Below are 13,502 nucleotides of genomic sequence, written 5' to 3'. Positions count from 1 at the left end.
GGTCCTGGGGGCTGACGGTGTGACCGAGAGCCCCCGGAGTGGATGCCTCAGGGGTCGACATGGGCCACACCCTACCCACAGCGCCGGACGCGCGCCCGGAGCGCCCCGACCGTCTCGGTCGGGAGACCGGCTAGACGTTCACGTCGAGCAACGAGCCGATCGCGTACGTCACGCCCATCGCGACGGCGCCCCCGACCACGGTGCGGATCGTCGCGCGGCGCGTCGGCGCGTCGCCGAGCCGGGCCGAGCCCCACCCGGTGAGGACGAGCGCGAGCACGACCGCGACGAAGGTCAGCGGGATGCGGAGGGCCGCCGGGGTGAGGAGGATCGCCGCGAACGGCAGCAGCCCGCCGACGGTGAACGACACGATCGACGCGACCGCGGCCTCCCACGGGCTGGTGAGCTCGTCGGGGTCGATGTGCAGCTCGGCGTCGGCGTGCGCGGCGAGCGGGTCGCGCTCGGTGAGCTGCACGGCGACCTGGCGCGCGAGGTCGGGCGTCAGACCCTTCGCCTCGTAGATGCCGGCGAGCTCGTCGAGCTCCTCGTCCGGCATCTCCGCGAGCTCGCGGCGCTCGGTCGCGAGCAGCGCCTTCTCGGTGTCGCGCTGCGTGCTCACCGAGACGTACTCGCCCGCGGCCATCGACAGCGCGCCCGCGAGCAGCGCCGCGCCCCCCGCCGTCGCGATGACGGGGATCGACGTGCTCGTCGCCGCGACGCCCACGACGACGCCCGCCGTCGACACGATGCCGTCGTTCGCGCCGAGCACTCCCGCCCGGAGCCGGTTGAGCCGCGAGCCCGTGCCCTCCGGGTGATGGGGCTCGCCGGGGTGACGACCGGTCCGGGGCGTGTCGCTCATGGTCTCACCGTAGGGCGCCGCCGCCGGAGCGCGACCGGTGGCGCGAGACCGTCGACCACGGCCGGTGCGCGTCCTCTACCCTGCACCGCGTGACGCAGGGGAACTCCACGGACGACAGGCCGACGACGCGCGCGGAGCGCTACGAGCACGGACGGGCGGTGTTCGGCGCGGTCAACGAGGCGGCGCCCGCCGCGATCGCCGAGGCGCTCGCGGACGTCTCGCCCGAGCTCGAGCACCAGATCTCGGCGTGGGCGTACGGCGAGATGTACGCGCGGCCGCACCTGGAGCCGCGCGACCGCCAGCTGGTCACGCTGGGCATGCTCAGCGCTCTCGGCGGGTGCGAGGCCCAGCTCGACATCCACGTGGGCACCGCGCTCGACGTCGGGCTGACGCCCCGGGAGATCGTCGAGGCGCTCCTCCAGTCGGCCGTGTACTGCGGCTTCCCGCGCGCCCTCAACGCGACCGCGGTCGCGAAGGAGGTCTTCGCGCGGCGCGGGCTCCTGCCGGTCGAGTGAGGGCCGGGCCCGGACGCCCGGCCGACCGTGCGCACCCGGCCTACAGCGGCCCGACGGCGAGCACCGTCACCACGGGCTCGCCCGCCTCGTCGCTCGCCGCGAGGTCGACGCTCGCCGTGATCGCCCAGTCGTGGTCGCCCGCCGGGTCGTCGAGCACCTGCCGCACGAGCCACGTGCCCGCCGGTACCACGCCGCCGGGGGCGTGCTCCGCCGTCGGGCCCTCGTGGCCTGCGGGCAGCTCGGCGCCCGCCTCGACGACGCGGAACAGCACCGCGGAGCGGGCGCCGGGCCCGATGCCGATCGCGTCGTCGCCCTGGTCCTCGAAGAGCGGGTCGAGCGCGTCGCCCCACGCGTCCGCGTCCCAGCCCGCGCCGCCGTCGAGCGCGCCGAGCGCACGGTAGTCCTCGCGCGCGGCGAGCTCGACGCGCCGGAACAGCGCGTTGCGCACGAGGCGGCGGAACGAGCGCGGGTTGCCCGTGACAGGACGGGTGGGCGCCTCGGCCCCCGCCCCGGAGAGCGGGCCGTCGCCCACCTCGGTGTCCGCGTCGTCGTCGACCGGGTGCGCGAGGCGCTCCCACTCGTCGAGGAGCGACGAGTCGACGCCGCGCACGAGCTCGCCGAGCCACTCGACGATCTCCTGCACCTCCTCGGTGCGGTGCTCCTCGGGGACGACCTGGCGCAGCGCCCGGTAGGCGTCCGCGAGGTATCGCAGCACCACGCCCTCCGTGCGCTCGAGGCCGTAGACGGACACGAACTCCGCGAACGTCATCGCGCGCTCGACCATGTCGCGGACCACCGACTTGGGGGAGAGCTCGGCGTCCGCGACCCACGGGTTGGACCGCTTGTACATCGCGAACGCGGGCGCCAGCAGCTCCTCGAGCGGCTTGGGCCACGTGATCTCCTCGAGCAGCGCCATGCGCTCCTCGTACTCGTACCCCTCGGCCTTCATCGCGGCGACGGCCTCGCCCTTGGCGGCGTTCTGCTGGGCGTAGAGCACCTGGCGCGGGTCGTCGAGGGTCGCCTCGATGACGGAGACGACGTCGAGCGCGTGGGTCGCGCCCTCGACGTCGAGCAGGTCCAGGGCGGCGAGCGCGAACGGCGACAGCGGCTGGTTGAGCGCGAACTCGCGCGGCAGGTCGCCGACGAGGCGCACGCTCGGGCGGTAGCCCGCGGGGCGCGACGGGTCGGGCACGCGGACGCGCTCGACGATGCCCGCGACGCGCAGCGAGCGGTAGATGCGGAACGTCTGGCGCACGTGCTCGCGGCGCTGCGACTCCGTGTCGTGGTTCGCGAGGAGCAGGTGGCGCATGGCCTCGACGGGGTCGCGGCGCGGGTCGCTCGCGTCGGCCTGCCCGCCGCGACCGTGCTGCGCCGTGCGCGCGAGGACGTTGAGCACCATGGCGTGCGTGACGGTGAAGTGGCTCGTCAGCGGCTCGGGCTCGGCGTCGCGCAGGCGCTCGAACGTCGCGTCGGTCCAGTTGACCGACCCCTGCGGCGCCTTCTTGCGGACGATCTTCTTGAGCTTCTTCGGGTCGTCGCCCGCCTTGGCGAGCATCTTGCGGTTCTCGATGACGTGCTCGGGTGCCATGACGAGGACCTCGCCCACGGTGTCGTACCCGGCGCGGCCCGCGCGCCCCGCGATCTGGTGGAACTCGCGCGCCGTGAGGTGCCGCATGCGCTCGCCGTCGAACTTCACGAGGCTCGTGAGCAGCACGGTGCGGATCGGCACGTTGATGCCGACGCCGAGAGTGTCCGTGCCGCACACGACCTTGAGCAGGCCCGCCTGCGTGAGGCGCTCGACGACGCGCCGGTACTTGGGCAGCATGCCCGCGTGGTGCACGCCGACGCCGTGCCGCAGGAACTTGCTCAGCGTCTTGCCGAACCCGGTGCCGAAGCGGAAGTCGCCGAGCTCGGCGGCGATCGCCTCCTTCTCGGACTTCGTCGCGACGTTCATCGACAGCAGCGACTGCGCGCGCTCGACCGCGTCCTTCTGGGTGAAGTGCACGACGTACACGGGCGCGCGGCGCGTGCTGACGAGCTCCTCGATGACCTCGGTCAACGGTTCGACGACGTAGCTGAAGTGCAGCGGGACCGGCCGCTGGGCGGTGGTCACCTCGGCGACCGGCCGGCCGGTGCGCTCCTCGAGCTCCTCGACGAACCGGGTCGTGTCGCCGAGCGTCGCCGACATGAGCAGGAACTGGGTTCTCGGCAGCTCGAGCAGCGGCACCTGCCACGCCCAGCCGCGCTGCGGGTCCGCGTAGAAGTGGAACTCGTCCATGACGACCTGGGAGATCGCGTCCTCGTCGTCCGCACCGGCGTTCTCGCCGCCCCGGCGCAGCGCGATGTTCGCGAGGATCTCGGCCGTGCAGCAGATGATCGGGGCGTCGGGGTTCACGGCGGAGTCACCGGTCGTCATGCCGACGTTCTTGGATCCGAACGCCGCGACGAGCGCGAAGAACTTCTCGCTGACGAGCGCCTTGAGCGGCGCGGTGTAGTAGGTGCGGCCGCCGCGGCCCGAGCGGTGCGCGGCGAGCGCCGCGAACTGGGCACCCATCGCGACGAGGGACTTCCCCGAGCCGGTGGGCGTCGAGAGGATGACGTGCGAGCCGGTGACCAGCTCGATGAGCGCCTCGCTCTGGTGCGGGTAGAGCTCGAGGCCCTGCTCCGTCGTCCACGTGGTGAACCCCTCGTAGAGCGCGTCCGGGTCGGGGGCCTTGCCCGTCGGGGCGGGCACGTGCGCGAGGAGAGCCGGGGTGCGGCCGGTCGTGGTGGTCACGGGACGAGTCTGTCAGGTGTCGGGGAGGCCGGTCGCCGGACCGGCGCAGCGGGCGTCCCGGGGGACCGAGAAGGGGGTTGATAGCGCTGTCAACCTGTGCGAGGGTAGCCCCGGACGTGCACGGGACGCGCGTCCAGCCTCCGCGTCACCGACGACCACCGAGCCCACGCCGCCGTGGGACGGAGGGAGCACCCCGTGCGGCCACCCGCAGATCACCCGCTCGTCACCTGCCCCTGACAGGGTGGCGCGGGCGCCGCCCCGGCCGCCCGCGCCATCCCACCCCCTGACCGACCCTGCCGTCCCGGCGCCCCCGCCGGCGGCCCCTGCCCGAGGACACCATGGCCCCCAGCCTGCCGACCCCCCGATCCCTGCAGCCCAGACCTGTGACCCCCGCGACCCCGGACCGCCCGCGCCGGCCCGCCCCGCGGCTGGTCGCGGGCGCGCTCGCCGTGGCGCTCGCCGTCGTCGGTCTCGCGCCCGCGACCGCCGCGAGCGCCGCCCCCGAGCCGCCGTCGGCCGACTACGCGTCCCTGGTCGACGTCTTCGTCGGCACCGAGGGCGACTACGGCAACGACATGCCCGCCGCGCAGGCGCCGAACGGCCTCGCGAAGGTCAACCCGCGCACGACCCCGGGCCGCAACAACACCGGGTACGACTACGCGCAGTCGAAGATCTCGGGCTTCACGCACACCAACCTCGACGGGGTCGGGGGCTCCGGCGGCGGTGGTGACCTCCTCGTGGTGCCGACGTCCGGGTCGTACACGGCGCGCCCCGGCACGGGCACGTACGCGCACCCGTTCTCGCACGACGACGAGGACGCCGGACCGGGCTTCTACTCCGTCGGGCTCGGCAACGTCGCGGGCAAGGACGGCGCCATCACCGGTGCACCGGGCACGATCGAGGCCGAGGTCGCGGCCACCACGCGCTCGGGCGTGCACCGCTACGCGTTCCCCGCCGGCTCGACACCGAGCCTCGTGGTGGACCTCGAGACGAACAACACGAGCCGCCGGTCGTCGTCGGTGCAGGTCGAGACGCGCGCGGACGGCACCGTGGAGCTGTCCGGGCAGGTCACGGGCTACTTCTACAACGCGGCCTACACGCTGTACTACACCGCGCGCACGCTCCAGCCCGCGACGGTCCAGACGTGGGGTGACGACGACCGGCTCGTCGACGCGACCGCCCAGGACGGCGTCGACACCGGCGCGATCCTCACGTTCGACCCGGCCGACGCCGGGGAGGTCGGGCTCCAGGTCACCCTGTCGCCGGTGAGCGTCGAGCAGGCGCGGATCGACCAGCAGGTCGAGCTCGGCGACCTGTCGTTCGACGCGATCCGTGACCGCACCCGCGCGGAGTGGAACGCGACGCTCGGGCGGGTCGCGATCGACGCCTCGACGGCGACGGACCCGACGGGCGAGCTCCAGCGGCTCTTCTACACGCACCTCTACCGCATGTTCGCGATGCCGATGAACGCGACGAGCACCTCGGGCACGTACCGCGGCGTCGACGGGGCGGTGCACGCCGCGCAGGGCTTCACGTACTACGACTCGTGGGCCACGTGGGACGACTTCCGCAAGTTCTCCGTCATCGCGTACATCGACCCGGCGCTGTACCGGGACATGGTGCAGTCGCTGGTCTACCTGTTCGCGGACGCCGAGGCGACGGGCACCGGCGGCGGCCTCGGCGGGTTCGTGCACTCGGTCCCGACGGTGCGCTGGGAGCGGTCGTCGGTCGTGGTCGCGGACGCGATCGCCAAGGGCTTCGACGGGTTCGACCGCCTCGACGAGGCGTACCCGGCGCTCCAGCGGCTCGTCGGGCAGTACAGCGCGGACGAGCTCCGGCGCGGCTACGTGGCGGGCAACCCCGGCGCGTCCGTGCAGCGCGGCTACGACCAGTACGGCCTGTCCGTGATCGCGGACGAGCTCGGCCTGACCGAGGAGGCCGAGACGCTGCGCGAGCAGGCGTCGTGGCCGATCGAGAAGCTCACCAAGCCGGGCGCGTGGACCGCCGCCGACGGCACGCAGGTCGGCCTCCTCACCCCGCGCGCCGCGGACGGGTCGTGGCAGAGCGCCGACCACGCGAAGTTCGAGGCCGCCGGCCTCTACCAGGGCACGCTCTGGCAATACCACTGGTACGACGCGTACGACATGGACGCGCTCGTCGAGGCGATGGGCGGCCCCGAGGCGGCGCGCCTCGCCATGCGCCACATGTTCGGTGAGCACGCGCCGGACGACGGCAAGGCCATGCTCCACTCGAACGCCAACGAGATCGACCTCCAGGCGCCGTACCTCTTCAACTACACGGGCGAGCCGAGCCTCACGCAGAAGTGGGCGCGCGCGATCTACACGAAGGAGACCTGGAACCGGTACATCGCGACCGGCTCCTCCAGCGCCGTGCCGAGCGGCGGCGGCGAGTTCACGCCGCCCGTGAAGACGAAGGTGTACCGGCTCGACCCCCGCGGGATGCTCCCCACGATGGACAACGACGCGGGCACGATGTCGACGATGTTCGTCGCCGCGGCCGTCGGGCTGTTCCCGGTGACCGCGGGCTCGTCCGAGTTCCAGGTCGGGTCGCCGTTCTTCGACTCGACGACCATCACCTACGACGACGGCAGCGCCTTCACGGTCACGGCCGACGGCGTCTCCGAGGACGCGTTCTACGTCCAGTCCGCGACGCTCGACGGCGTGACGTTCGGCAACACGTGGGTCGACTACGCGACCGTGGTCGGCGGAGCCGACCTCGCGTTCCGCATGGGCGAGCAGCCGAGCGACTGGGGCACGGACACGGCGCCCGCGTTCTCGATGAGCACCGCGACCGACGAGCCGGCGGAAGGACCGCGCGTCAGCGCCGACCCGACCACCGTGCGGACCGGCGACGGCGGCGCGCTCGACGCGACCGTGACGCTCACTCTCGACGGCGCCCGCCTCGCCGCGCCCGCCGGCACGGACCTCGTCGCGAGCGGGGCGGCGAGCGTCGTCGGGCTGCCCGACGGCGTCACCGCGGCCGTGACGGTCGCGGCGCCGACCGCGCTGACCGTCTCCCTGACGGGGACGGCGTCCGCCGACGCGCGCTTCTTCGTGCACCTGCGCGACGCCGCGCTCGCCGACGGCGTCCCCGCGGCGTCGCTCCGCGGGCAGGGCGTCTCGGTGCGCTCGCCCCTGCGGCTGTCCGTGGCGTCCGCCGAGCGCGACGCGCTCGCCGCGCTCGTCGACGACGCCGTGCTCGTGCGGCACGGGAACTACTCCTCGGTGACGTTCGACCGGTTCTCGACCGCCCTGACCCGGGCGCAGGAGGCGCTCGCGGACGAGGCGGCGACGAGCATCGCGCTGCGGTTCGCGGCCGACCGGCTCGGTGCGGCGGCCGACGCGCTCGACCTCACGGGCGGCGGGTACCGCACGCTCGAGGCCGAGCAGTCCGAGGCGTGGTCGGGCGGCGAGCTGAAGAACGAGGCGAACAGCTCGTCCGGCAACCTCGGCGGCGTGCGCTCCGGGTCGTGGGTGCAGTACCGCGACATGACCTTCGAGACCGCCGCCGGGGACACCCCGCCGCGCTTCCTCACGGTCCGGTACGACACGAGCTTCGCCCCGACGGACACGCCGAGCACCGTGCGCGTGCACGCCGGCGACGTGAGCGGCCCCGTGGTCGCGACCGTCGACCTGACGGGCACGAGCGGCTGGGGAAAGTACACCGAGGTGACGGCGGAGCTCGGCGACGTGCAGGCGCTCGTCGACGCGCAGGTCGTGACGTTCGAGCTCCTCGCGCCGTCGGGCCGGAGCTGGGTCGGGAACTTCGACTGGTTCCGGTTCAGCGCCGAGGACCCGGGCGCCCCGGGCCAGCCGGGCGAGTCCCCGACCGTGACGATCGAGGCCGAGGACTGGACCGCGAGCTCCGGTCGCGGGCTCAAGAAGGAGTCCTCGACGTGGACGAGCGGGCCGGTGACGAACGTCGGCGGCACCGCGGACGGCGACTGGATCGCCTACGGCGAGGTCGACCTCGGTGAGCTGCCGCTCGGCGAGCTGTCGGTCCACTACGTCCACAACTCGAACCGGTCCGGGAAGAACTCGGCGCTGTCGGTGTACCTCGACGCGTTCGACCCGGCGGACCCGGGCGAGCCGTTCGTCACCGTGCCGCTGCCGACCACGGGGTCGACCTGGACCACGGACGGGACGGCGACCGTCGTCCTGCCCGAGACGGTGCAGGGGACGCACGAGGTGTTCGTGCGCCTGACGACCGAGCCGTACGCCGACCACCCGTACGTCGCGAACCTCGACAGCCTGACGTTCGCGCCGGGTGGCCCGACGTCGGTCGTCGTCGAGTCCGAGGCCTGGACCTCGAACTCGGGTCGCGGGCTCAAGAACGAGAGCTCGACGTGGACGAGCGGTCCGGTGACGAACGTCGGCGGCACCGCCGACGGCGACTGGCTCGCGTACGGGGAGATCGACCTCGGCTCCGCCGCGCTCGACCAGCTCTCCGTGCACTACGTGCACAACGCCAACCGGTCCGGGCGGAGCTCCGCGCTGTCGGTCTACCTCGACGCGTTCGACCCCGCGAACCCGGGCGAGCCGTTCGTCACCGTCCCGCTCGCGAGCACCGGGTCGAGCTGGACCACGGACGGGACGGCCGTCGTCGACCTGCCGAGCACCGTGCGCGGCAAGCACCAGGTGTGGGTGCGCCTGTCGACGGAGGCGTACGCCGACCACCCGTACGTCGCGAACCTCGACAGCATGCGCTTCTTCACCGACGCGTACGACGTCGAGGCCCCGCCGACCGACACCGCGGCGCTCGCCGCGGCGGTCGACGCGGCCGGGACGCCCGAGGCGGAGATCGCGCGGTACGGCCGGATCGACGCGCGCGTCTTCACGCGCGAGCTCGCGGCGGCACGGTCCGTGCTCGCCGACGCCGGCGCCACCCAGGCGCAGGCCGACGAGCGGGCGCGGCGCCTCGGCCTGGCGACCGACCAGCTCGTGCCCGCCGAGCGCCGTCGGCTCGAGAACCTCGTGGCGAGCGCCGAGGCCCTGACCGACGAGGGGTACAGCCCCGAGTCCTGGCAGGCCTTCCGCACGGCGCTCGGCGCGGCGACCGGGACGCTCGACGACGCCGCGGCGTCCGACGCGGCGCTGCGCGACGCGCGGCTCGCGCTCCAGGGCGCGATCGACGCCCTCGAGGAGCCGGCCGACGTCGTGCTCGTCGAGGTCGAGGTCAGCCCGCGCTGCCTCGCAGGCAAGCCCTACGTCGCGGTCCGCGCGGTGAACGTCTCCGACGCGGCCGTCGACGTCGAGCTGGCGTCGTCGCTCGGGACGCGGTCGTTCGCCGGCGTCGCGGCGGGGGCGAGCGCGTACCAGTCGTTCGCCGCGCGGTCCGCGACGGGCGACCTGGACGTCACCGTCACGGCGACGGGGGCGGACGGCACCCAGACGGTCGAGCAGGTCGTCACCGTCCCGTCCTGCTCCTGACCGCAGGACGCACGACCGACCCGGGAGGCGCCGACGGGGCGCCTCCCGGGTCGGCACCCTGGCACCTCCGCGGCGGACCGGGCACGCTGGTGCCCCGACCGACGACGGAGGCGCCACCGTGACCGAGGAGTACCAGGGCCGTCCCGCGTTCCACGCGCAGACCCCCGCGGAGTGGCGGGCGTGGCTCGCCGCGCACCACGACGACCCCGAGCCCGGGGTCTGGCTCCTCACGTGGCGGCGCGAGAGCGGTCGGCCGACGTTCGGGTACGAGCCGTGGATCGAGGAGGCGCTGTCCTACGGCTGGATCGACGGGCAGGCCGCGACCGTCGACCAGGACCGGCACGCGCTGTGGTTCACGCGCCGCCGTCCCGGCTCCCGCTGGACGCGGCTCAGCAAGGAGCGGGTCGCACGCGTCGAGGCGGACGGGCGCCTCACCGACGCCGGGCGCGCCGTCGTCGAGGCCGCCCGGGCGGACGGGTCCTGGACCCGGCACGACGACGCGGAGGCGCTCGTCGTCCCCGACGACCTCGCCGCGGCGCTCGGCGAGCGGCCCGACGCGCGGGAGCGCTTCGACGCCTTCACGCCCGGCGTGCGGCGCTCGATCCTCGGCTGGATCGTCGAGGCGAAGCGGCCCGACACCCGGGCGCGCCGGATCGCGGAGACCGCCGAGCTCGCCGAGCAGGGCGTCGCCGCCCACCAGCCGCGTCGCTGACGGCGCACGGCGCGCCGCACCCCGCCGTCAGGACAGGTCCCAGAGCAGCCGGTAGTACGCGATGCGCTCCGGGTCGGGGTCGATGCCGTAGCCCGCGTAGACGTGGCCGTCGTACCCGGGGCCGTAGTTCCACTCCGTGCTCCACGCCGCGACGGCGAGGTCCGCCCAGCGGTCCGCGACCCCGAGCGACCCGAGGTCGACGTGCGCGGCGAACGTGCCGTCGTCGTGCAGGAGCGTGTTCGGCACGCACGCGTCCCCGTGGCACACGACGAGGCGGTCGACCGGGGGAGCGTCGTCGAGCCGGGCGCGCGCCTCGGCGACGGCCAGACCGCGGTGCTCGGGGAACCACTCGTCGGGCCCGTGCCCCCGTGCGAGCCGGTCGTCGGCGTTCGCGACACGCTGCGCGACGGACCAGGTGAAGGGGCACGAGGCCACCGGGAGCGCCTCGTGCAGCGCGCGCAGCCCGCGGCCGATCGCGGTCGCGGCCACCGCCGGGTCGCCCGCCCAGCGCGCCTCGACCGCCGACCGCCCCGCGACGGCCTGCGTCACGAGCCACGAGCCGTCGTCGTCCGCGCCCTGGTCGAGGACGCGCGGCACAGGGGTCCGGTCGCCGACCCACGCGAGCCGCTCGGCCTCTCCCGCCAGGTCGATCTCCGGGACGCCCGCCGGGACCCACTTCGCGTACCGGACCGGTCCCGCGGCCTCGCCGCCGCGCGGGTCGAGGCGGAACGTCAGCCCGCCGACGGTGTTGCGCCAGACCGGGGTGACGACGTCGTCCCCCGCGAGCGCGCGGACGACGGCGGGGACGGCCACGGGGCCGGTCGGGATCTCGGCGATGGTCTCGGCGCGGCTCACGCGGGCGATCCTCGCACGCGGGCCGGTCGCCGGTCACGGCCGCCGCCGGCGCGACGTCCCTCGTCCGCGCGTCGGATGTCAGGCCTCAGCGGGAGACGTGGGCGGACGCGTCGCCGTCCGGCGGGAGCAGCGCGTCGCACACGGCGAGGAGCCGCTCGCGCAGCGCTGCCCCGCGGACGGCGAAGGCGCGCTGGTGCCGCACGTACTCGGCCTTGCCCTCGGGCGTCTCGATCGCGACCGGCTCCAGCCCGTACGACGACACGTCGTAGGGCGACGCCTGCATGTCGACGACGCGGACGTCGCGCGCGAGCTCGAAGGCGTCGAGGACGACGTCGCCGGGGACGGCCGGCGTGAGCTTGAGCGCCCACTTGTAGAGGTCCATCGTCGCGTGCAGGCACCCCGGCTGCTCCAGGGCGGGCTGCGTCTCGCGCGTGGGCCGCAGGCGGTTGAGCGGCCCGGCCTCCGGCGTGAAGAAGCGGAAGGCGTCGAAGTGGGAGCACTGCACGGGGTGGTCCTCGACGACCCGGTCCGTCCCCTCGTGCCCGAGCCGCAGGGGGAGCGGGTGCCGGTGGTCGCGCCCGGCCTCCTTGTCGCGGTAGACCATGGCCCACTCGTGGAGCCCGAAGCAGCCGAACCGGCCCGGGCGCGACGCGGTGGCGTCGAGCAGGGCGCGCAGGTACCGCACGGTGTCGCCGCGGTCGGCGAGGAACGCGTCGGTGTCGAGCGTCAGACCGTCGGGCGTGCTCCGGTACCAGCGCCATCCAGAGCGGTCGGCGTACGGGTCGGGCGCCGCGTCGGTGCCCGGTGCCGCACCGCTCGCGGCGGTCGGGGGAGCCAGCACGACGCCCGGCCCCGGGTGCCAGCGCCGGAGCTGGGCCGGGCGCGTGGGGTAGTAGGTGAAGAGGAAGTCCTCGATCGCGTGCTTCTGCCCGAGCGGCTTGCGGTGCCGCCACCCGGCCGTCAGCGCGTCCGCGCGCTCGGCGTGGGCGCGCTCGCGCTCCGCCCACTCCGCGGCGGGCAGCACGCCGGGGACGACGACGGGCGTCGTCCGGGGGGTCGCGGGGGCGGTCGCAGGCACGCATCCAGGGTACGAGAGCCCGCGGGGGCGTCGGCGCGGCGGACTTTCACCCGCCGCGCGGTTTTCCCGATGTGGGCGCGACCGGGAAGAATGGCCGTGAACGTGCTGTGAAGACCCGGCGCGTCCGGCCGGCCGACCGCGCGTCGGCCGTCCACCCCGACCCGAACGACCGATCTCGCGGCGAGGCCGCGGAGGAGCACCATGTCGCAGCCGCCCACGGCACCGCAGGACCCGTACCAGTTCGACCCCTACCGGCCGCAGGGCTCCGACCCTGCGCAGGAGGGGCACGGACAGGGGCAGGACGCGTGGGCGTCGCAGGGAGAGCCGCAGCCCCGGCCGTACGGCTCGCCCGACGCCGCGTACGGCGCGCCCGGGTACGGCAGCACGCCGGAGCAGGCGCCCTACGGAGACCCCGGCCACCCGCCCTACGGTGCCGATCCTCAGGCCGCGTACGGGCAGCAGGGCTACGGCCAGCCCGCCGGGTCCCCGGCGCAGGGGTACGCGCAGCCCTACCCCGACGCCGGGGCGCAGCAGCCGTACGGCCAGCCCTACGGCGACCCCGCCCAGCAGCCCTACGGGAGCCCGTACGGGAACGGCTACGCCGCGTACACGGCGCCGGCGCCGTCGACCGGGACGATGGCGATCGTCGGCTTCGTGCTGGCGATCCTCGGCTTCCTCGGCAGCTGGATCCCGTTCGTCAACATCTTCGCCGCGGTGATGGGCATCGCCGGCGTGGTGCTCGGCTTCGTCGGGCTGTCGCAGGCGAAGCAGGGCCGGTCGGGCAAGGGCTTCTCGATCGCGGCGATCGTGCTCGGTGTGGTCTCGGTGCTCGTGACCATCCTCGTGTGGGTCCTCTTCGTCGTCGCGGCGAACGAGGCCTCGTCGCAGTACGAGCAGACGCTCTCGGAGATCCAGGAGGACTCCGACCGCGCGCTCGGCGAGTCGACGGACGAGATCCTCGCGAACGACCTCGGTGTCGAGGTCGGCACGTTCGAGGGCACCGCCGACGAGTTCGGCTGGGTCGAGTCCGCCCTGCCGCTCACGCTGACCAACACCTCCGACGAGCCGCTGACGTTCGACCTCGACGTCGACGCCGTCGCGGCCGACGGCACGGTCGTCGAGTCCGACTTCGTCTACACCGACCAGCTCGCCCCGGGCGAGTCGACGACCGTCGAGGCCTTCGACTTCATCGACTCCGAGAACCTCGAGGCCATGAAGACGGCGACCTTCGAGGTCACGCGCGTGAGCGCGTACTGACCG

At 74.3% G+C, this 13,502-nt stretch carries 8 protein-coding genes; 4 read left to right on the top strand and 4 right to left on the bottom strand.

Annotated features, from left to right (window positions below):
* Positions 1-130: 130 nt before the first annotated feature.
* Positions 131-856 carry a VIT1/CCC1 transporter family protein gene (locus ACZ4MO_RS06975; protein WP_209829706.1) on the bottom strand — a complete coding sequence of 242 codons (726 nt, stop codon included), beginning with the start codon at positions 854-856 and terminating at the stop codon, positions 131-133.
* Between the two features lie 89 nt (positions 857-945).
* Here ACZ4MO_RS06975 and ACZ4MO_RS06970 point away from each other — a divergent pair, with 89 nt between their 5' ends.
* On the top strand, positions 946-1,371 hold the full coding sequence (locus tag ACZ4MO_RS06970) for a carboxymuconolactone decarboxylase family protein (RefSeq protein ID WP_175008264.1): 426 nt from the start codon (positions 946-948) through the stop codon (positions 1,369-1,371).
* A gap of 40 nt (positions 1,372-1,411) precedes the next feature.
* Here ACZ4MO_RS06970 and ACZ4MO_RS06965 read toward each other — a convergent pair whose 3' ends face one another.
* Positions 1,412-4,105 (bottom strand): DEAD/DEAH box helicase, encoded by a 2,694-nt coding sequence (locus tag ACZ4MO_RS06965; protein WP_499278673.1) that lies wholly within the window; start codon positions 4,103-4,105, stop codon positions 1,412-1,414.
* Between the two features lie 425 nt (positions 4,106-4,530).
* On the opposite strand from ACZ4MO_RS06965, the gene ACZ4MO_RS06960 reads away from it, so the two are divergent.
* Together ACZ4MO_RS06960 and ACZ4MO_RS06955 are read left to right on the top strand one after the other, a co-directional pair.
* A complete protein-coding gene (locus ACZ4MO_RS06960) occupies positions 4,531-9,597 on the top strand; it encodes a glycoside hydrolase domain-containing protein (RefSeq protein WP_186810374.1) in 5,067 nt (1,688 codons plus the stop codon).
* A gap of 118 nt (positions 9,598-9,715) precedes the next feature.
* Complete coding sequence (locus tag ACZ4MO_RS06955) at positions 9,716-10,309, top strand: YdeI/OmpD-associated family protein (protein ID WP_175008267.1); 594 nt, start codon at positions 9,716-9,718, stop codon at positions 10,307-10,309.
* 27 nt (positions 10,310-10,336) lie between these two features.
* Here ACZ4MO_RS06955 and ACZ4MO_RS06950 read toward each other — a convergent pair whose 3' ends face one another.
* Together ACZ4MO_RS06950 and ACZ4MO_RS06945 are read right to left on the bottom strand one after the other, a co-directional pair.
* The gene (locus ACZ4MO_RS06950) at positions 10,337-11,164 is read right to left on the bottom strand and encodes a phosphotransferase (RefSeq protein WP_175008268.1); all 828 of its coding nucleotides are present in this window, start codon (positions 11,162-11,164) and stop codon (positions 10,337-10,339) included.
* An 85-nt stretch (positions 11,165-11,249) separates the two neighbouring features.
* Positions 11,250-12,242 carry a 3-methyladenine DNA glycosylase gene (locus ACZ4MO_RS06945; protein ID WP_499278655.1) on the bottom strand — a complete coding sequence of 331 codons (993 nt, stop codon included), beginning with the start codon at positions 12,240-12,242 and terminating at the stop codon, positions 11,250-11,252.
* 201 nt (positions 12,243-12,443) lie between these two features.
* Here ACZ4MO_RS06945 and ACZ4MO_RS06940 point away from each other — a divergent pair, with 201 nt between their 5' ends.
* The gene (locus tag ACZ4MO_RS06940) at positions 12,444-13,499 is read left to right on the top strand and encodes a DUF4190 domain-containing protein (protein ID WP_175008269.1); all 1,056 of its coding nucleotides are present in this window, start codon (positions 12,444-12,446) and stop codon (positions 13,497-13,499) included.
* Positions 13,500-13,502: the final 3 nt, after the last annotated feature.

This window comes from Sphaerisporangium cinnabarinum (genome assembly GCF_055567015.1).
The sequence above is the reverse complement of the archived record's forward strand: the minus strand, read 5'-3'. Positions and strand labels throughout refer to the sequence as shown.